Source organism: Ciceribacter sp. L1K23 (genome assembly GCF_018122705.1).
Lineage (GTDB): Bacteria > Pseudomonadota > Alphaproteobacteria > Rhizobiales > Rhizobiaceae > Allorhizobium.
In genome coordinates this window covers 1,206,351-1,223,986 of record NZ_JAGRRC010000001.1, presented here as the reverse complement: position 1 = coordinate 1,223,986, position 17,636 = coordinate 1,206,351, and the positions used below count along the sequence as shown (strand labels likewise).

General features: G+C 64.3%; 16 protein-coding genes. 8 read left to right on the top strand and 8 right to left on the bottom strand.

The genetic code is table 11. The features are described from left to right. Nucleotides 1-130 precede the first annotated feature (130 nt). Complete coding sequence (locus tag J5J10_RS05575; RefSeq protein ID WP_211929156.1) at nt 131-952, top strand: CatB-related O-acetyltransferase; 822 nt, start codon at nt 131-133, stop codon at nt 950-952. Nucleotides 953-990: 38 nt separating this feature from the next. On the opposite strand, the gene J5J10_RS05570 is transcribed toward J5J10_RS05575, so the two are convergent. The 3 genes from J5J10_RS05570 to J5J10_RS05560 are packed head-to-tail and all read right to left on the bottom strand — an operon-like array spanning nt 991 to nt 6,051. Then, nucleotides 991-1,731 carry a dienelactone hydrolase family protein gene (locus J5J10_RS05570; protein WP_211929155.1) on the bottom strand — a complete coding sequence of 247 codons (741 nt, stop codon included), beginning with the start codon at nt 1,729-1,731 and terminating at the stop codon, nt 991-993. A gap of 25 nt (nt 1,732-1,756) precedes the next feature. Continuing rightward, on the bottom strand, nt 1,757-4,879 hold the full coding sequence (locus J5J10_RS05565) for an efflux RND transporter permease subunit (RefSeq protein ID WP_211929154.1): 3,123 nt from the start codon (nt 4,877-4,879) through the stop codon (nt 1,757-1,759). Continuing rightward, the gene (locus J5J10_RS05560) at nt 4,876-6,051 is read right to left on the bottom strand and encodes an efflux RND transporter periplasmic adaptor subunit (protein WP_208551438.1); all 1,176 of its coding nucleotides are present in this window, start codon (nt 6,049-6,051) and stop codon (nt 4,876-4,878) included. The genes J5J10_RS05565 and J5J10_RS05560 overlap by 4 nt, the downstream gene beginning before the upstream one ends. A gap of 256 nt (nt 6,052-6,307) precedes the next feature. Between J5J10_RS05560 and J5J10_RS05555 the strand changes: the two genes are divergently transcribed. The 3 genes from J5J10_RS05555 to J5J10_RS05545 all read left to right on the top strand — a co-directional run bounded on the left by J5J10_RS05555 (nt 6,308) and on the right by J5J10_RS05545 (nt 10,036). After that, entirely contained in the window at nt 6,308-6,997 is a 690-nt protein-coding gene (locus J5J10_RS05555) for a hypothetical protein (RefSeq protein ID WP_211929153.1), read from the top strand. Then, nucleotides 6,922-7,338, top strand: coding sequence for a hypothetical protein (locus tag J5J10_RS05550; protein ID WP_211931147.1), 417 nt, complete (start codon nt 6,922-6,924; stop codon nt 7,336-7,338). The genes J5J10_RS05555 and J5J10_RS05550 overlap by 76 nt, the downstream gene beginning before the upstream one ends. Before the next feature lie 97 nt (nt 7,339-7,435). Beyond that, nucleotides 7,436-10,036 (top strand): UvrD-helicase domain-containing protein, encoded by a 2,601-nt coding sequence (locus J5J10_RS05545; RefSeq protein ID WP_211929152.1) that lies wholly within the window; start codon nt 7,436-7,438, stop codon nt 10,034-10,036. Between the two features lie 54 nt (nt 10,037-10,090). On the opposite strand, the gene J5J10_RS05540 is transcribed toward J5J10_RS05545, so the two are convergent. Further along, nucleotides 10,091-10,393: a type II toxin-antitoxin system RelE/ParE family toxin gene (locus tag J5J10_RS05540; RefSeq protein WP_211931146.1), complete on the bottom strand. Its 303-nt coding sequence runs from the start codon at nt 10,391-10,393 to the stop codon at nt 10,091-10,093. A gap of 3 nt (nt 10,394-10,396) precedes the next feature. Continuing rightward, entirely contained in the window at nt 10,397-10,648 is a 252-nt protein-coding gene (locus tag J5J10_RS05535) for a type II toxin-antitoxin system ParD family antitoxin (protein WP_211931145.1), read from the bottom strand. Nucleotides 10,649-10,801: 153 nt separating this feature from the next. Here J5J10_RS05535 and J5J10_RS05530 point away from each other — a divergent pair, with 153 nt between their 5' ends. Further along, complete coding sequence (locus J5J10_RS05530) at nt 10,802-11,296, top strand: hypothetical protein (RefSeq protein WP_211929151.1); 495 nt, start codon at nt 10,802-10,804, stop codon at nt 11,294-11,296. Then, the gene (locus J5J10_RS05525; RefSeq protein WP_211929150.1) at nt 11,293-11,655 is read left to right on the top strand and encodes a carboxypeptidase-like regulatory domain-containing protein; all 363 of its coding nucleotides are present in this window, start codon (nt 11,293-11,295) and stop codon (nt 11,653-11,655) included. Before J5J10_RS05530 ends, J5J10_RS05525 begins: the two co-directional genes overlap by 4 nt. A gap of 49 nt (nt 11,656-11,704) precedes the next feature. On the opposite strand, the gene J5J10_RS05520 is transcribed toward J5J10_RS05525, so the two are convergent. Further along, the gene (locus J5J10_RS05520; RefSeq protein WP_211929149.1) at nt 11,705-12,616 is read right to left on the bottom strand and encodes a LysR family transcriptional regulator; all 912 of its coding nucleotides are present in this window, start codon (nt 12,614-12,616) and stop codon (nt 11,705-11,707) included. Between the two features lie 133 nt (nt 12,617-12,749). On the opposite strand from J5J10_RS05520, the gene J5J10_RS05515 reads away from it, so the two are divergent. After that, the gene (locus tag J5J10_RS05515) at nt 12,750-13,364 is read left to right on the top strand and encodes a cupin domain-containing protein (RefSeq protein WP_211929148.1); all 615 of its coding nucleotides are present in this window, start codon (nt 12,750-12,752) and stop codon (nt 13,362-13,364) included. A gap of 22 nt (nt 13,365-13,386) precedes the next feature. Here J5J10_RS05515 and J5J10_RS05510 read toward each other — a convergent pair whose 3' ends face one another. Continuing rightward, nucleotides 13,387-13,626, bottom strand: coding sequence for a DUF6074 family protein (locus tag J5J10_RS05510; protein ID WP_246745841.1), 240 nt, complete (start codon nt 13,624-13,626; stop codon nt 13,387-13,389). 405 nt (nt 13,627-14,031) lie between these two features. Here J5J10_RS05510 and J5J10_RS05505 point away from each other — a divergent pair, with 405 nt between their 5' ends. Beyond that, on the top strand, nt 14,032-16,746 hold the full coding sequence (locus J5J10_RS05505; protein WP_211929147.1) for a cation-transporting P-type ATPase: 2,715 nt from the start codon (nt 14,032-14,034) through the stop codon (nt 16,744-16,746). A 107-nt stretch (nt 16,747-16,853) separates the two neighbouring features. On the opposite strand, the gene J5J10_RS05500 is transcribed toward J5J10_RS05505, so the two are convergent. Then, nucleotides 16,854-17,636 carry an SRPBCC domain-containing protein gene (locus J5J10_RS05500; protein ID WP_211929146.1) on the bottom strand — a complete coding sequence of 261 codons (783 nt, stop codon included), beginning with the start codon at nt 17,634-17,636 and terminating at the stop codon, nt 16,854-16,856.

The following is a 17,636-nucleotide window of genomic DNA, read 5'->3' as shown; positions in this document are numbered from 1 at the left end:
ACTGCCTGGATCGTCTCGGCCCTTATCGGAAGATTGGCTAAGACCAGCCTCTCAGGTCATGGTTCACAACACCAATCTCTGGAATCGAGCTGACAGGCTGCGTATAGTTGCAGTGAAGTGGCAGGGGAAAATGGCAAAAATCACATTCAACCAGGAACTGACAACGGCGCTCAGCCAAAAGGGTATCTCCATAACCGGGGCAAAAGGAGAGGTAAGCATAAACCCCCATCTGTCGCTTGAGCCTCCCTTATCTGTAGATGCAAACGTTTCTCTTTCTAGCTTTCTCCAGATAGGGGCGTTTTCGCATTTGAACGGCGGGTTCATCCAGAATGTTTCCATCGGCCGCTATTGTAGCTTTGCGCGGGATGTGCAGATCGGGCATGGCGGGCACCCCACCGACTGGCTATCCGTCTCATCTATGCAATACAAAAGAGACTATCGGGGGTGGGCGAGTTTTGTCGGCAGCAAAGGCGTCGAGCGTTTCATAGCGCGCGAAGTCACTCCATTTGAACATACACGAAGGACCATCATCCAAAATGACGTTTGGATTGGTAATGGCGTGTTCATTAAGGATGGCGTGACGCTCGGGAACGGTGCAATTCTTGCGGCAGGCAGCGTCGTGACAAAAGATGTCCCTGACTACGCTATTGTAGGCGGTAACCCGGCTAGACTAATTCGTATGCGCTTTCCTGAAAAAACAATCGAACAACTAATGGACCTGCAGTTCTGGCGCTACTTTATCGGTGATTTGCATCCAATTGACTTTTCCAACATTGACGCCGCAATCGAGCGCCTATCGGAATTGGTCGGCAATGGTGACATCGAAGAATACCGGCCCGCGCCGGTGGGTTTGGCCGAGTTGAAGAAACTGGCTCTGATAACGACTACACAAAAACAAGAAAGTATCCCCCGTCGTCCCTGGCTACGGCGATTCCTCAAGTTACGTCGGTAAACTGCCGAACGGGAGCCGAATCTAAGCACGCTTGCCGACTAAAGAAGCGTCTCGCGGAAGAAAGTCGTCACCCGCTGCCAGTGCCGCTCGGCCCCGGCCCGGTCATAGGCGCTGTGATCGTCGATGCACCAGCCGTGATTGACGCCGGCATAGCTCTCGAGCGCGAAGTCGATGCCCGTCCGGTGGAACGTCTCGACCAGACGCGAAGCCTGATCGGGCGGGAACGATCCGTCAGAGCTGGCGGTGCCGATATGGATGCGCGCCCGGATCGAAGACGCCAGCCGGTGCGGACTGTCCTCGGCCTCCGTCGCGAGGTGGCCGCCATGAAAGCTCGCAGCAGCCACGATGCGCTCCGGATAGGTGCCCGCCGCCGTGATCGCCCGGCCGCCGCCCATGCAATAGCCGACGACGCCGACCGGACCCGTGGCGCCCGCATCGGCAAGCGCGGTCAGAAAGTATGTGGTGTCGGCCGCCGTCATCGCCTGGCTGGTCGCCGAAAGCATCGCCTTCAGCCGCGCCCCCTGCTCCGGATCCTTGAACCCGATCCCGGCATCGAACGTGCCTTTGTCCGGATGGCGATGGAAGAGATCGGGCACCAGCACCGCATAGCCCTCCGCCGCATAGCGCTCCGCCATGGCGGTCAGCGCCGGCCGCAGGCCAAATATGTCCATGAACAGCAGCAGGCCGGGCATTCCGGACCTCTGGGCCTCCGGCAGCACCAGCGTCGCCTTCGCCAGGCCCTCGTCCATCCGCACATCGATCTGCCGCGTCACCGTCATGCCATGCTCCTCTCCGGACGCCACCCTATTCGGCGGCCTTCGGAGACATCGCACCTTCCATCTCGCGCTTCAACCGTGCTTCCTCGTCGGCATGCGGTTTGGCGAAGCGGGCAATCGCGAAATAGGCGACCGGCGTAATGTAGAGCGTCACGGCTGTCGCGAGCCCCAGACCGCCGACGATCACCCAGCCGAGCGCGATGCGCGCCTCCGCGCCGGCACCGCTGGCGAGGATCAGCGGCAGGCCGCCGACGATGGTGGCGATCATCGTCATCATCACCGGGCGCAGCCGCAGCCGGCACGCATTCTCGATCGCCTGGCGGACGCCCATGCCCCGGTCGCGCAACTGGTTCGCGAACTCGACGATCAGAATGCCGTTCTTCGCCATGACCCCGACCAGAAGCACGAGGCCGATCTGCGAATAGACGTTGAGCGACGAGCCCGTCAGCACCAGCGCGAACACGGCGCAGGCGAGCCCCAGCGGAACCGTCGTCATGATGATCAGCGCCGAGAGAACGCTCTCGAATTGCGCCGCCAGCACCAGGAAGATGATCGCGATCGCAAAGCCGAAGGTCAGCGCCATGCCGCTCGAGTTTTCCTCCAGCGACGCCGCTTCCGACAACGGAATGAGCCGGCTTCCCGGCGGCAGCAACGGAGCGGCGATCTGCTCAACCGCGGCCACGGCATCGCCGAGCGCCACACCGTCGCCAAGCCCGGCCGAGAACGACACCGATGCCAGTTGCTGCTCGCGATTGAGCTCAGGAGCCACGGCCCCTTCCCGGAGCGTCGCGATGACGGACATCGGCACGATCTTGCCGTCATCGGTCTTCAGGAAGATGTTTTCGAGGTCGGTCGGATCATTGATCGGCCGCGTCGTGGACGTCAGCCGCACCGGCAGCGCCTCGCCGTCGACGAACACGTCGACAATGGAGCGCCCCTCGAGCAGCGACTGCATCGCCGAGGAAAGCCCGGTGATGTCGATGCCGAGGTCTGAGGCCCGCTCGCGGTCGATCGAGACCGACAGCTGTGCCTGCGTCGGCTCGTTGTCGAGACGCGGCGTCTCGAACATGTCCGCCCCCTCCATCGCCCGCACGATGTCGGCCGCCGCCTTCGTCAGGCTGTCGTAGTCGCTGCCCACCACCGCCATCTGCAGCCCGTTGCCGGCGCCGCGAATGCGCAGGCTGTTCGACTGGATGGCAAAACCGCGCAGCGCCGGAACACGCTGTGCCGCGGCATTGATGTCCTGCACGATCTCGTTCTGGGTCCGCTCGCGGTCCTCCCACGGCGCCAGCGTCAGCACCATGAAGCCGCTATTGGTTGAGCCACCGAAGCCGGAGATCGAGAAGACGTTGAGCACTTCGCCGCTGTCGACCAGCGGCATCAGGTTTTCCTCGACCCGCTGCAACTGATCACGGGTGAAATCGAGGCTGACGCCCTGCGGCGCCGACGCCCGCATCATCACCATGGCGCGGTCCTCGCGCGGCGTCAGTTCGTTCTGCACCGTCAGGAAGGCCATGTAGCCGGCACCGGCGAACAGCACCGCGACGACGAAGACGATGAACGGCGCGTCGAGGCAGGCCTTGAGCGACCGGTCGTAAAAACGCGCGAATCCGCCGCCGATCCGGCCCATGATGCCGCGGTCGTGATCCCGGCTCTCCTTCAGCATGCGCGATGCCAGCATCGGGCAGAGCGTCAGCGCGGTAATGGAGGAAAGACCGACGGCGAAGGCGAGCACGAAGCCGAACTCGCGGAACAGACCGCCCAATTGCCCCGGCAGGAAGGACAGCGGAATGAAGACCGCGGCAAGCGTCGCCGTCGTCGCGATGACGGCGAAGAACACTTCCTGCGTGCCAAGCACGGCCGCTGCCCTCGGTCCCATGCCTTCCGATCGTCGTCGCACGATGTTTTCGAGCACCACGATCGCATCGTCCACCACAAGACCCGTCGCGAGCACGATGGCGAGCAGCGTCAGCGTGTTGATCGAGAAGCCGACGAGATAGATCGCCATCAGCGTGCCGATGAGCGCGACGGGCATGGTGAGCGCCGGAATGAGCGTCGCTCGCCAGTCCCTGAGGAACATGAAGATGACAGCGACAACGACGGTCGCCGAAATCACCAGCGCGATTTCCACCTCGTGGAGCGCGCCACGAATAAAGATCGCGTCGTCGCTGGTGACGAACAGCCGCGTGCCCTCTGGCAGGATGCTCTGCATATTGTCGACGGCCGCACGCACGCCGGTGGAAATGTTGAGTGTGTTGGACTGCGCCTGGCGGATGATGCCGAGACCGACGCCCTGCACCCCGTTCGACCGCAGCACCGTGCTGCCATCGTCGGGCCCGAGCGTCACGGTGGCGATGTCGCGCAGGCGCACGTTCGGACCGATCAGCAGATTCTCGAAGTCCTCGGGCTTGGTCAGGTTCGCCGTCGCCCGCACCACGATGTTCTGCATGGAGCTTTCGAGCGAGCCCGCCGGCACGTCGAGCGCGGCCGATGACAGCGCGGTCGATATGCTGGCGACCGTCAGCCCCCGGCTGGCAAGCGCTTCCTGGTTGATGTCGACGCGGAAGATTTTCTCCTGGTCGCCATAGAGCTCGACATCGGCGACGCCATCGACCGAGGCGAGCCGGTCGATGATCTCGTTGTCGACCAGGAGCGTCAGGTCTTCCATGGACAGCGTGCTAGAGGTCACGGCAAGCCGCATGATCGCCTGGGAGTCGGAGTCCGCCTTGACGATGCGCGGATCGTCGGCATCGTCGGGCAGCTGGTTGGTGACGCGGCTGATCGCATCCCGGACGTCGTTCGAGGCGACCTGCAGGTCGACGGTATCGTTGAACTCCATCGTCACCCGGCTGGAGCCGGACTGCGATTCCGACGAGATCGATTTGAGCCCGCTGACCCGAGCCACCGCGCCCTCGATCACCTGCGTGATCTCCTGGTCGATCGTCTGCGGCGCCGCCCCGTCATAGGAGGTTCGCACCGTAATGACCGGCTGGTCGACATCTGGCAGCTCGCGCACCTCGACGCCGGCCAGCGCCGCGAGCCCCGCGACCACCAATAGCGTATTGATGACGGCGGCAAGAATCGGCCGGCGAACAAAGAGCGCCGTGAAATGCTGTCCGGATTCCGAAGGCGTATGGTTCTCCGATGTCATTGGCGTGCCACCTCCGGTTCGGCCGGACCGCCGAGCAGGCGCACTGCCTGTCCCTCGCGCACCCGCTGGATGCCCTCGGTCACGACCAGATCGCCCGCCTCCACGTCACCTTCGACAAGCACGCTCTCGGGATTGCGCTGCACAATGCGCACCCTTGCCTTTTGGGCTTTCTCGTCCGTCACCTTCCAGACGAAAGAACCGTCGACATCCCACTGCACCGCGAGCGGATTGACCGACGGATAGGTCTCGCCGGGGAACCGCATGGAGACGTTGAAGGCCATGCCGGCCCGCAGCACGTCCTGCGGATTGTCGATGCGGGCGCGGATGCGGATCGTCCGGCTTTCGAGATCCACACGGTTGTCGATGGCGTCGACGACGCCGCTGAACACCTGGCCCGGACGGGCGATCGATGTCGCCTCGACCGCCTGCCCCGGTTCGATCGTCACGGCGAAACGCTCCGGCGCCCAGAAATCGACGAGGATTTCCGAACGGTCGTCGATCGTCACCACCGTCGTTTGCGTCGTGACATTATCGCCCACGTTGACGGCGACGATACCCGCCACACCGTCGATGGGTGCGACGATGTCGCGGCGCCTCAGGTCGAGCTCGGCGGTGCTCACCGCAAGCTTGGCCGTTTCCTCGGCGATCTGTGCATCGAGTACCTCGAGACGGGCGACCGACTGGAGGTTTTTGTAGGACGAGGAGCGTTCCACCGCGCTCCGAAGCGCCACGCGGGCCCGGTCGAGCGCGATCACCTGCTCGTCGCGGTCGAGCTTCGCCAGCACCTGACCCTTGGTCACGCGCTGACCCGACGTCACAAGGATCTCCTCGATCGTGCCCGCAACCTGCGGCATCACGACGACCGACTGGATTGCCTCACCGCTGCCGATCGCGCTCAGCCGGTCGTTCACGGTCCCGGTTTCGACGGCGACGGCGACCACAGCCGGTGCGTTGCCGCCCTGCCGTCGGCCACCGTTTGCACCCGCCTGCCCACCGTTGACTGCGCCGGTCTGCGTCGCCGCATCCGGTGACGGTCCGAGCGCCGATACCAGAGCCTGCGGCAGGCCGAGCCGGGCAAGCGTCTGCCCGCTTCCCGGGACGAACCACAGCCAGCCGACCAAGGCCACCACCAGCAGCACCGCCGCCAGAAGCAATTGTTTCCAGAACGCCATCAAGGACTCCGCGCATTAAAAAAAATAAGTCATCGAGCGTTCGGCCGGCGCCGAAAAACGACACCGGCCGACAGCCCGGTCCAAGGAATTCCTGGTACTATTTATGCGCCGCAACAGAACGGCAAGCCAGATTGTTCAACATTACCAAATTGTCATCGCTATCACGAAAGCGTCATCGGCCATTCGCTCGCCAGCTTGACTTTTGCCGCACCGCAGCAAGACTGCCTGAACTCCTTTGGCAAAAGTGACCTGACCCATGATCTCGATGGCGGAATTCCTGGCGAAAATCCCGAAGATGGAACTGCACCTGCATCTGGAGGGTGCCATTCGCCCGCAGACGGCCGTCGGTTTGGCCCGAAAGAACGGCGTCGCCCTGCCACCCTTCGAACGGGTCGAGGACCTTTACCGCTACGACACGCTTGAGCAGTTCCTCAATATCTACACCGCCGTCTCCGACAGTCTGGTCTCCGCCGACGACTATAGGCGCGTCACCTACGAGATGCTGGAGAGCTGCGCGGCGAACAACGCACGTTACGTCGAGTTCTTCTTCTCTCCGCAGATTCATTTCCCGAACGGCGTCAGCTTCGACACCCAGATGGATGGAATCCGCGCCGGCATGGCCGATGCCGAACGCGATTTCGGCATTGCCTCCGTCTGCGCCCCCGGCGTCAACCGCGAGCTCGGCCCCGCTGCCGGCGAGGGGTTCCTCGACATGATCCTGGCCCGCAAGGACGAGAAGCTTGTCGGCATCGGCCTCGACTTCAACGAGGCCCCCTTCCCGCCGGAACCCTATGCCGCGCTCTTCGAAAGAGCCCGGAATGCCGGCCTGCAGGTCACGGCACATGCCGGCGAAACCGGGCCGGCCGATTCATCCGCGGCTCGATCGACGCGCTCAAGGTCCGCCGGATCGATCACGGCTATCATATCGTCGACGATCCCGCGCTGATGCAACGCTGCAAGGATGAGGGCATCCTCTTCACCGTCTGCCCCTCGACCAGCGCCGTCACCTCCCCCTGGCACGACCTGTCTGCCCCGGACCACGCGATCCGCCGGATGAAGGACTTCGGCCTGAAGGTCATGATCAACAGCGACGACCCGCCGATGTTCTTCACGGACCTCGGCAAGGAATACGAGAAGGCCGCCCATCAGCTCGGCTTCACCCCCGCCGACATCCGCCGCAGCACCATCGACGCCATCGAAGGCAGCTGGCTGGACGACACGACGAAGCGCCGCTACGCGGCCGAATGGGGCGCCGAAATCGATGGCCTCATCGCCGAGCTCGGGTGATTTTCCCCTTCCGGAATCCGGCCCGTCAAACCGCCGCCGGAATGAAAGGAGAACATCTTGACTCGCCTTTCGGGCTCGAATCACTACATTGGGGCCCATGAGTAACGGTTTCGACGACATTCCTTTCTTCGACGAGGAGCCGACGCCGCGCAACGGCGCGCCCGCCCCGGCTCCAAAGGCCGGCGGCCTCGGCATTGCCGCGCGCGCCATGGCGGCCCGCGACCAGGCCCAGACACCCGACTATCTCGCCGGCCTCAATCCCGAGCAGCGCGAGGCGGTCGAGACAACTGAGGGTCCTGTCCTGGTGCTCGCCGGCGCCGGCACCGGCAAGACGCGCGTGCTGACCACCCGCATCGCCCACATCCTCGCCACCGGCCGCGCCTATCCCTCGCAGATCCTCGCCGTGACCTTCACCAACAAGGCCGCGCGCGAGATGAAGGAGCGCATCGGCATGCTGGTCGGCGGCGCCGTCGAAGGCATGCCCTGGCTCGGCACCTTCCACTCGATCGGCGTCAAGATCCTGCGCCGCCACGCCGAGCTCGTCGGCCTGAAATCCGATTTCACCATCCTCGACACCGACGACGTCATCCGTCTGATCAAGCAGTTGATCCAGGCCGAAGGTCTCGACGACAAGCGCTGGCCGGCCCGCACCTTCGCCGCCATGCTCGACGGCTGGAAGAACAAGGGCCTCGACCCCGCACACATCCCGGAAGGCGATTCCCGCGCCTTCGCCAACGGCAAGGGCCGCGAACTCTACACCGCCTACCAGAACCGCCTGAAAAGCCTGAACGCCTGCGATTTCGGCGACCTGCTGCTCCACCCGATCCGCATCTTCCGGCAACATCCCGATGTGCTGAAGGATTACCACCAGCGCTTCCGCTACATCCTCGTCGACGAGTACCAGGACACCAACACCGCCCAGTACATGTGGCTGCGCCTGCTCGCCCAGCGGTCGCCGGCATCGCGAAATACCTCCCCGGCCGAGGGCCGAGCCGGCGATAGCCGGCCGGGCGACGTTTCGCCCGCGCCCGCGCAGGCCAGCGCCGAAAGGCGCGATACGGCCGTGAGCGAAAACAAATCGCAGCAGATAAACATCTGCTGCGTCGGCGACGACGACCAGTCGATCTACGGCTGGCGCGGTGCCGAGGTCGACAACATCCTGCGCTTCGAGAAGGATTTTCCCGGCGCCAAGGTCGTCAAGCTGGAGCGCAACTACCGCTCCACCGAGCACATTCTCGGCGCAGCCGGCCACCTGATCGCCCACAACGAGGGCCGTCTCGGCAAGACGCTGTTCACCGAACGCACCAACCCCGACGACGAGAAGGTGCTGGTCCACGCCGCCTGGGACTCGGAGGAAGAGGCCCGCGCCGTCGGCGAGGAGATCGAGCGCCTGCAGCGCGGCGATGGCGCCGACGGGAAAAAGCACAATCTCAACGACATGGCGATCCTGGTCCGCGCCTCCTTCCAGATGCGCGAATTCGAAGACCGCTTCGTCACCCTCGGCCTCAACTACCGCGTCATCGGCGGCCCGCGCTTCTACGAACGGCTCGAGATCCGCGATGCCATGGCCTATTTCCGCCTCGTCTGCCAGCCGGCCGACGATCTCGCCTTCGAGCGCATCGTCAACACCCCGAAGCGAGGCCTGGGCGACACCACGGTGCGGACGCTCCACGACTATGCCCGCGCCCGCGACATCCCGATGCTCGCCGCCGCCGCCGAGATCGCCGAGACGGACGAGCTGAAGCCCAAGGCCCGCAAGGCGCTCTACGACGTCGTGCAATACTTCACCCGATGGTCGCAAGCCCTTGAATCGACTCCCCATACCGAGCTCGCCGAGCAGATCCTCGAAGAGTCCGGCTATACCGACATGTGGAAGAACGACAAGTCGGCCGAAGCCCCGGGCCGGCTGGAAAACCTCAAGGAACTCATCCGCTCGATGGAGAGCTTCGAGTCGATGCGCGGCTTCCTCGAGCACGTCTCGCTCGTCATGGACGCCGAGCAGAACGAGGACATGGACGCCGTCTCGATCATGACGCTCCACTCCGCCAAGGGCTTGGAATTCGACACCGTCTTCCTGCCCGGCTGGGAGGAAGGCCTCTTCCCGCACCAGCGCGCGCTCGACGAAAGCGGTCGCGCCGGTCTCGAGGAAGAACGCCGCCTCGCCTATGTCGGCATCACCCGCGCCAAGAAGCTCTGCCACATCTGGTTCGTCTCCAACCGCCGCATCCACGGCCTCTGGCAGTCGACCATGCCCTCGCGCTTCCTCGACGAGCTCCCCGCCGTCCATGTCGAGGTCGCCGAGGCCGAGACGAGCTATGGCGGCTACGGTCGCGGCGGCTACGGCCAGTCGCGCTTCGACAAGGCCGACCCCTTCCAGAACAGCTATTCCACCCCCGGCTGGAAACGCGCCCAGGCCAACAAATCGGACGCCACCCGCGACAACTGGGGCACCCGCTCCGGCCACGCGGTGGAACGCATCGGCTACGGCGAGGCGGGTCCGAGCGGCAAGGTCATCGAAGGCCAGCTCGTCGCCAAATCCGTCGCCGACACCCCCTCGAAATTTTCCGTCGGCGACCGCGTCTTCCACCTGAAATTCGGCAACGGCAACGTCTCAGGCGTCGAAGGCAACAAGCTGACTATCGATTTCGACCGGGCGGGGCAGAAGCGGGTGCTGGACGGGTTCGTGGAGCGGGCGTGAGGGGTTAGGCCTTGGCTGCACAGGCCCGTGTGATCTGGAACAACCACAACGAGATCATTCCGTCGGGACCCCTGAGGTTTCCCAGTTTTCCCTGCCGTGCCGAACGCGAACGACGAAAACCTCGTCATCCTCTTCCACGACGTAAACGATCAAATGCGCCTTGAAAGGCAGCAGCCTCACCGGCGGAACGATTTCCGTCCTCTCGCGGGCCATCCGGGGATTTTCGCCGATCAACCCCAAAAGCGCCAGCAGTTCGGTATGGTAGCGCTTCGCCTGGGCTCGGCCGAAGACCGAAATTCCATGTTCAGCGATCGCGATGATGTCTTCTTCCGCCTCGCCTGACAGACGGAATCCGATCCGTCAGCGTCCGTTCTTGGCGCTCACCCGCGCAATCGCTTCTTCGAAAAGCGCCTCCGGCGACCGCTCGCCGATCCCGCTCGCCAGTCCCTCGTCGACCAGTCGCTGCATGGCCGCGATCTTGTCAGCCCTTTCCTGGTCCCGCCGGATCAGGTCGCGGACATAGTCGCTGGCATTGGAATACCGGCCCGACTTGGCCTGCGCCTCCACCCAGTCCTTCATCGGATCCGGCAGGGATACGTTCATCGTCGCCATCGGCATCGTCCTCTTTTCCAGGATAATGGCAAACTTTGCCATCTGCTGCAATCCGCGCGCCCGGGAAGCGGAGCATACATATCAAATTCAATTTTAGATTGAACTCAAGAACGGCTTGCCCTATCCTCCCCCTATAACCGGGGCACGACGCCAATGACTGGCAATCTGATCGTCTCGCTGTCTTTCGTGATGCTGGCCGCGCTGTGCATTCTTGGCAGCATCTTCGTGCTGTCGCGGGTGAAGTACAATCCGGGCGCCGGCACCGAGATCAACATCCCCTTCCTGGGTACGATGAAGACCGATGTCCCGGCCATTGGCGGCCTCCTCGTCGGCATTGTCTTCGCCGGGTTCGCCTATGACCTGCAGCGCCCCAACAAGATCGAGTTCGTCAATTTCACCGGCAAGGTCCATATCGACCCCGAGGTCCTCCGCGACGTTCCTGCCGTCGTCGTCGGCGTCACCACCAGCCGCTGGAACCTGACGGAAACCCCGCGCGACAATGGCACGATGGAGATCACCATTCCGGTGCCCAACAACTGGGACAACTACACGGCTTATGCCTTCGCCCACGGCGTCCCCTCTGTCCGTCCGGCCGTCGAGGGCCTGCGCCTCGATGCGGCAAGCTTCGAACTGGATCTGAAACGATGAGCCCGCGCGCCCTCCTCCCCGCCCTACTGGCCGCCGTGACGCTGGCGTCCGCCGCACTGGCCCAATCCGCCGAGGTCACCGGCGAGGTCAAGACGCCGACGGCCGAGCCGCTCGCCGGCGTTCCCGTCATCATCGAGGGGCCCGAAGGCAAGAGCGTGCTGTTCACGGACAAGGAAGGTCGCTGGACGCTCTATAACGCGCCGGCGGGAGATTACTCCGTCCAGGCGATCATGCCGCAGGCGAGCGTCACTGATGCGGTGCCGAGCGTCCCCTTCACCATCGAGGAAAAGGGACTGTTCTCGAATTTCGGCGCCGGCAGCATCACCAATGTCGAACCGCTGATCGCCGATCAGATGTAGGCTGTATCCGCCGCGACATTACCGGAATGAGCCGAGCACGCAGAAATGCCTAGCAGGTCCAGTCGACCGCGGCGGCATGCTCCTTCACGATGGCCTTGGCCACATCCATGACGGCCCGCACGCGCGGCACGGCCCGCAGGTGCTCATGGGTCAGAAGCCACAGCTCCAACGTCGGCGGCAGGTCGGGCCGGAAGCAGCGCACCATGTCCGGCTGCATCATCGCGAGGAATTCCGAATAGAGGCCAATGCCGATACCGGCGCGGATGCTGGTAAAGGCTGCCGGAAGGGAGTTCTGCCGCACGACCACCGCTTCCGGCGGAAAATAACGGTCCGCCCAGTCGAGTACAGGTCGCCTTCGTACGGAGGCGTCGAGACCGATCAGCGCGTGATGTCGCAGATCTTCCGGACGCGTGGGCGTTCCGTGGACTTCGGCATAGGCGCGAGAGCAAAACAGGCTCCAGTAATCGATGCCGAGACGGACCCCGACCAGGCCCGCCTCGTCCGGGGCTCGAGCCAGACTGCGCAACGCGACATCCGCCTCCTCCTTGGCGAGGTCGCGCAGTTGCGCCGTTGTATCAACTTCGATCCTGATATCCGGATGCAGCGCCTTTATCCGCCGGATCAGCGCCGGCAGGAACAGCTCCGCCAGCGGCTCGTTGGTGGTAAAGCGCACCGTGCCTGAAAGATCGCGCGACAGGCCGTCGACCGCATGACCGAAGGCGTCGGTTGCCGCCCGCACCGCCCTCGCCGGCTCGATCAGCCTCTCGGCCGCCTCGGTCATCACATAGCCGGTGCGCCGCTTGTCGAAGAGCTCCAGCGCCAGCGCCTCCTCCAGCGCCGCGATCCGGCGCGAGACGGTGGACTGGCTGACGCCGAGCTGTTTGGAGGCCGCAAGCGTCGAGCCCGTCTCGGCCACCGCCAGCAGGAAACGGAGATCGTCATGGTCGAAGCGCTGGATCATCGGGTTATGCAGAAGTGGAGAACGAACGGGCGAGAACGGTGTTTGAACGCGAAGTCGGCGCACACTACACGCGTTTCATCGCGCGGTGAACACGTCACACGCGCATCATTCCCATCCCGAAGAGAGAACGCCGATGCAAACCGCCCTCGTTCCGGCCGATACCCGGATCACCAATCATTTCAACAAGGAGACCTTCGTCTTCACCCACCCCTACGACGACCAGCCGGTCAGCCGCATGGATGTCATTCTGGAGGCCGGTGGTTCTGGCGGCGGCAATGCCATCGCCCATGTCCATCCGCGGACCGACGAGATCTTTACCGTTCACTACGGCCGCCTGATGGTCTCGCTCGATGGCGTCGAGCACTATGTCGAAGCGGGCCAGTCGGCCACGGTGCCCATGGGCGTACCGCACTTCTTCCGCAACGCCTTCGACGGCGAAACCCGCGCCACGGTCACCTTCACGAACCCCCAGCAGCACCAGCGCTTTTTCCTCAATCTCGCGCTCTGGACGGAAAACCATCCGACGTATTTCTCGAACAACGGCGAGGTGAAGCTGCTGGCCATGGCACTCGGCCTGCATGAGTTCCGGGATCATCTCTACGTCGCCAGCCTGCCGGTCAGGATGCAGAAGATCCTGTTCGCCGGGCTTTCCGTCGTCGCGCGCCTGGCGGGCTATCGCCTCGCGGTCCGGCCGCGCGAGGTGGAAAAATCGGAGACGTCGCGGCTCGTCGGCGTCCCGGCCGAATGACAAGCTGTCGGGTGCCCGGTCTTCAGCCCTGCGCCATCTGCTCGCGGTGCAGCGTCATCAGTTCCATCTGTACGGCGAGCTGGAAATCCATGATCTGCGTCCGCATCTCGTCTTCCGGGCATCCCCGGGCGACGAGATCGGCGCCGAGCGCCCGGCAGGTCGTCTTCCAGAAATCGACAGCCGCTTCGCCGTGATGACGGTCGAGATCATGTGCGGCCTTGCGCACCAGATCGCGGCGCATGTGCAGGGGAAAGAAACTCAAGGAACCACCGGCCTCAGCCGAACGCGCGTCTACCGACATACCGAAACACCCTTACATCTGATTCCTGGAGTTAAGGGCATGCGGGTTAATGAAGGGTTGAGTCGCGGCATTTTGGCGGCGGCCGCCGTGCCAAAATGAAAACGAGGCCGCGCGTCGGTTGGCGGGACGGCGCCGAGGATTGACCGCGGCCGGCAACTCGCCCTCGCCAGTCCGTCACCTTTGTCGCCACGCCGACAAGGCCGTTTCACTTGGCATGGATCAAGGCGCTTCGCCAAAAAGCATTGTCTCACAATGGACGGCACGGCCCGTTCGCGACAGCATGTTATCACTAGAGGATTCCCCTGTCGCAGAACAAAAAGGCAGGCCTGCGAGACTGACGCGACACGACGAAGGAGAACGCCGCCGATGACGATCCCCGAACGCGCGACCGACAGACGCCATGCCGACATGCCCCACCATGCCCATCCCGCCGAGACCGTCATCGCCGCTCTCGCGTCGGACAAAAAGGGCCTGAGCGCGCAGGAAGCCGGCGACCGGCTCCTGCGCCATGGCGCCAACAGCCTGCCAGTCGGCAAGCAGCGTCACCCGCTGTTTCGCTTTCTCGCCCAGTTCAACAATGCCCTGATCTATTTCATGCTGGCGAGCGCGCTCGCCGCCGGGCTGCTCGGACACCTCGTCGATACCGGCGTCATCCTCGCCGTGGTGCTGGTCAATGCCATCGTCGGCTTCCTGCAGGAGGGCAAGGCCGAGCAATCGCTGGCCGCCGTGCGCGACATGATCGCCCCCAACGCCGCCGTGCTGCGGGATGGCAAGCGGATCAGCATCCCGGTCTCGGGGCTGGTGCCGGGCGATGTCGTCCTCATCGAGGCCGGCGACCGCGTACCCGCCGATCTTCGCCTCTTCAAGGCGCGTGGCCTGAGGGTTGACGAGGCGCTTTTGACGGGCGAATCCGTCGCCGCCTCCAAACATGTCGATCCGGTGGCGGAAGATGCCGCTCTCGGCGACCGCAAGTCCATGGTCTTTTCCGGAACCCTGGTCTCCACCGGTCAGGGCACCGGTGTGGTCACCTCCACCGGTCTCCGCACCGAGATCGGCAAGATCAGCGCGCTCTTGGGCGAGGTCGAACAACTGACGACGCCGCTGCTGCGCCAGATCAACAGCTTCGGCCGCGGCTTCACCTGGTTTGCCTTTCTCGGCGCCGCCATCCTGTTCGGCTTCGCCGTCGCTGTCAGCGGTTTTGCCTGGGACGAGGCGCTGATGGCGGTCATCGCGTTGTCCGTCAGCCTCGTGCCGGAGGGCCTGCCCGCCGTCATCACCATCACGCTTGCCATCGGCGTCCAGCGCATGGCCGCCCGCAATGCCGTCATCCGCCGCCTGCCGGCGGTCGAAACCCTCGGCGCCACCTCCGTCATCTGCTCGGACAAGACAGGCACGCTGACCCGCAACGAAATGACAGTCCGCCGCCTCATCACGCCGGAGGCAACGATCATGGTCGGGGGGGCGGGCTATGATCCCGGCGACGTCCTCCTGTTCGACCACAGGAAACCGGCCGGACCTGGCACCGCCCTGTCGCTCGTTCGTGCCGGCCTGCTTTGCAACGACGCCACGCTGCGCCAGGATGCCTCCGGCTGGCACGTGGAGGGCGATCCGATGGAAGGCGCGCTCGTCACGCTGGCCATGAAGGCCGGCTTCCAGCCGGATGTCGAACGGGCCGAATGGCCGCGCCTCGACGAAATCCCCTTCGATGCCGCGCACCGCTTCATGGCAAGCCTGCACCACATGTCGCTTGCCGAGCGGGTCGTGCTCGTCAAGGGCGCGCCGGAGGTGGTGCTGGCGATGTGCGCCAACCAGGAAGGACCGGCAGGCCCGGTTCCGCTCGAAGCCGAGCTCTGGAACCACCGCATCGCCGAAGCCGCCGCCGAGGGCGAGCGCGTGCTCGGTTTCGCCACGCGGCCCCTGCGCGCCGGAACGGACCGGATCGATTTCGACGACGTCGAGGGCGGCCTCATTCTGCTCGGCATGATCGGCTTCATCGACCCGCCGCGCGAGGAGGCCATCCAGGCCGTCGCCGAGTGCCGGTCGGCCGGCATCGCCGTCAGGATGATCACGGGAGACCACGCCGCCACCGCCCGGGCGATCGCCGGGCAGCTCGGCCTGGCCGACGATCCGAAGGTGCTGACCGGCGCCGATCTCGATGCCCTGCCCGACGAGGATTTCGCCCGTGCCATTAGGGAGACGGTCGTCTTTGCCCGCACCAGCCCGGAGCACAAGCTGCGCATCGTCCAGGCCCTTCAGGCCGAGGGCCGCGTGGTGGCGATGACGGGAGACGGCGTCAACGACGCGCCGTCGCTGAAACAGGCCGATGTCGGGATTTCGATGGGCCTGAAGGGCACGGAGGCCGCCAAGGAAGCCTCGGAAATGGTGCTGATGGACGACAATTTCGCCTCCATCGTCGCCGCCGTCCGCGAAGGCCGCACGGTCCACGACAATATCCGCAAGGTCATCGGCTGGACCCTGCCCACCAATGGCGGCGAGGCATCGGCTGTCATCCTCGCCATCCTGTTCAATTTCGTGATGCCCATGTCGCCGGTGCAGATCCTCTGGATCAATCTGCTCTCGGCCGCCACGCTCGGCCTGGCGCTGGCCCTGGAACCTTCAGAACCGAACGTGATGCAGCGCACCCCGCGCCGACCGGACGCCGGCCTGCTCACACCGTTCATCCTGTGGCGCATCGGCCTCGTCACGGTCATGTTCACCGGCATCGTGCTCGGCCTGTTCTTCTGGGCGCTCGGTCAGGGCCGCGATCTCGAAACCGCGCGCACCATGGTCGTCAACATGCTTATCGTGCTGGAAATCTTCTACATGTTCAGCGTCCGCTACCTGCACACGACCTCGCTGACGTTCACGGGGGCCAAAGGCACCTGGCCCGTTCTGACAGCGCTTGCCGTCGTGGTGATCGGCCAGCTCGCCTTCACCTATCTGCCGGTGATGAACACGATCTTCGACTCCCGGCCGCTGACGTTTCTTGACGGCATCCTCATCATCGCCATCGGCGCCGCCTCTTTCATCGTGCTGGAGATCGAGAAGCGCTTGACGCGTCGGCTGTTCGCCGAGCAGTGAACGGTGCCCAACCTCAAGAAATCGCCGCCGAAGCGCATATCTTCGGCGGCGATGCGGACTATCCAATCCCTGCTTCGGGACGAGCCGGAACCCTTATCGGTGTAGCATCAGCCCGCCATCGCCGGCGGCGGCATGTGGAAGGGCTCGCCGGTCTCGGCCAGCGTCTTCAGCCGCGACAGCGCTTCCGGCCAGCCGCCGGTGATCGCCTTGCTGGTGGCCGTCTCGCCTCCGAAATCGTCATGCGTCAGCGTTAGCTTGCAGGCCTTGTCGCCGACGGGTTCGAGCGTCCAGGTCACCCGCGAAGCGGGATCGACCGCCACGTCCGGCGACCACTGGGCGCTGAACGTATGCACGAAGCGGCGCGGTGGCTCGATTGCCACCACCTTGCCCACGATCATCGGCCGGTCGCCGACGAGGAACGTGATCGCTCCGCCTTCGGTCCATTCGGTTTTCGAGGTCATGTTGAAGTGCTGCCAGAGCGGCGTCTGCTCGTCGTCCGTCAGGATCGACCAGACCGCCTCCGGCGTGGCGCGGATATACATTTCCCAGACATGCTTCGGTGCTGCGGCGCCCATGGTCCTGTCCCTTGTTTCTGCGGCCGTTGCCAGATCGCTCAGCGTGCGCGCGAACGGCGCGGCGAAACGCGACACCCACCGGTCCGCCACCTCTTGGATCGGCAGCGGATTGAGATAGTGCAGCTTTTCGCGGCCCACCTTGCGGGTCACGATGAGATGGGCGCTCTCCAGCACGCCGAGATGCTTCATCACGCCGAACCGCGTGACAGGCTGGTCCCGTTCGAGCTCGCCAAGCGTCTGACCGTCGCGTTCGCGAAGCCTGTCCAGGAGGTCGCGACGGATCGGATGCGCCAGAGCGTTGAAGATATCGTCCAT

Coding starts and splice junctions, on each gene's coding strand:
- J5J10_RS05575 (WP_211929156.1), top strand. CDS start 131: ATGGCAAAAATCACATTCAACCAGGAACTGACAACGGCGCTCAGCCAA.
- J5J10_RS05570 (WP_211929155.1), bottom strand. CDS start 1,731: ATGACGGTGACGCGGCAGATCGATGTGCGGATGGACGAGGGCCTGGCG.
- J5J10_RS05565 (WP_211929154.1), bottom strand. CDS start 4,879: ATGACATCGGAGAACCATACGCCTTCGGAATCCGGACAGCATTTCACG.
- J5J10_RS05560 (WP_208551438.1), bottom strand. CDS start 6,051: ATGGCGTTCTGGAAACAATTGCTTCTGGCGGCGGTGCTGCTGGTGGTG.
- J5J10_RS05555 (WP_211929153.1), top strand. CDS start 6,308: ATGATCTCGATGGCGGAATTCCTGGCGAAAATCCCGAAGATGGAACTG.
- J5J10_RS05545 (WP_211929152.1), top strand. CDS start 7,436: ATGAGTAACGGTTTCGACGACATTCCTTTCTTCGACGAGGAGCCGACG.
- J5J10_RS05535 (WP_211931145.1), bottom strand. CDS start 10,648: ATGGCGACGATGAACGTATCCCTGCCGGATCCGATGAAGGACTGGGTG.
- J5J10_RS05530 (WP_211929151.1), top strand. CDS start 10,802: ATGACTGGCAATCTGATCGTCTCGCTGTCTTTCGTGATGCTGGCCGCG.
- J5J10_RS05525 (WP_211929150.1), top strand. CDS start 11,293: ATGAGCCCGCGCGCCCTCCTCCCCGCCCTACTGGCCGCCGTGACGCTG.
- J5J10_RS05520 (WP_211929149.1), bottom strand. CDS start 12,616: ATGATCCAGCGCTTCGACCATGACGATCTCCGTTTCCTGCTGGCGGTG.
- J5J10_RS05515 (WP_211929148.1), top strand. CDS start 12,750: ATGCAAACCGCCCTCGTTCCGGCCGATACCCGGATCACCAATCATTTC.
- J5J10_RS05505 (WP_211929147.1), top strand. CDS start 14,032: ATGACGATCCCCGAACGCGCGACCGACAGACGCCATGCCGACATGCCC.
- J5J10_RS05500 (WP_211929146.1), bottom strand. CDS start 17,636: ATGGACGATATCTTCAACGCTCTGGCGCATCCGATCCGTCGCGACCTC.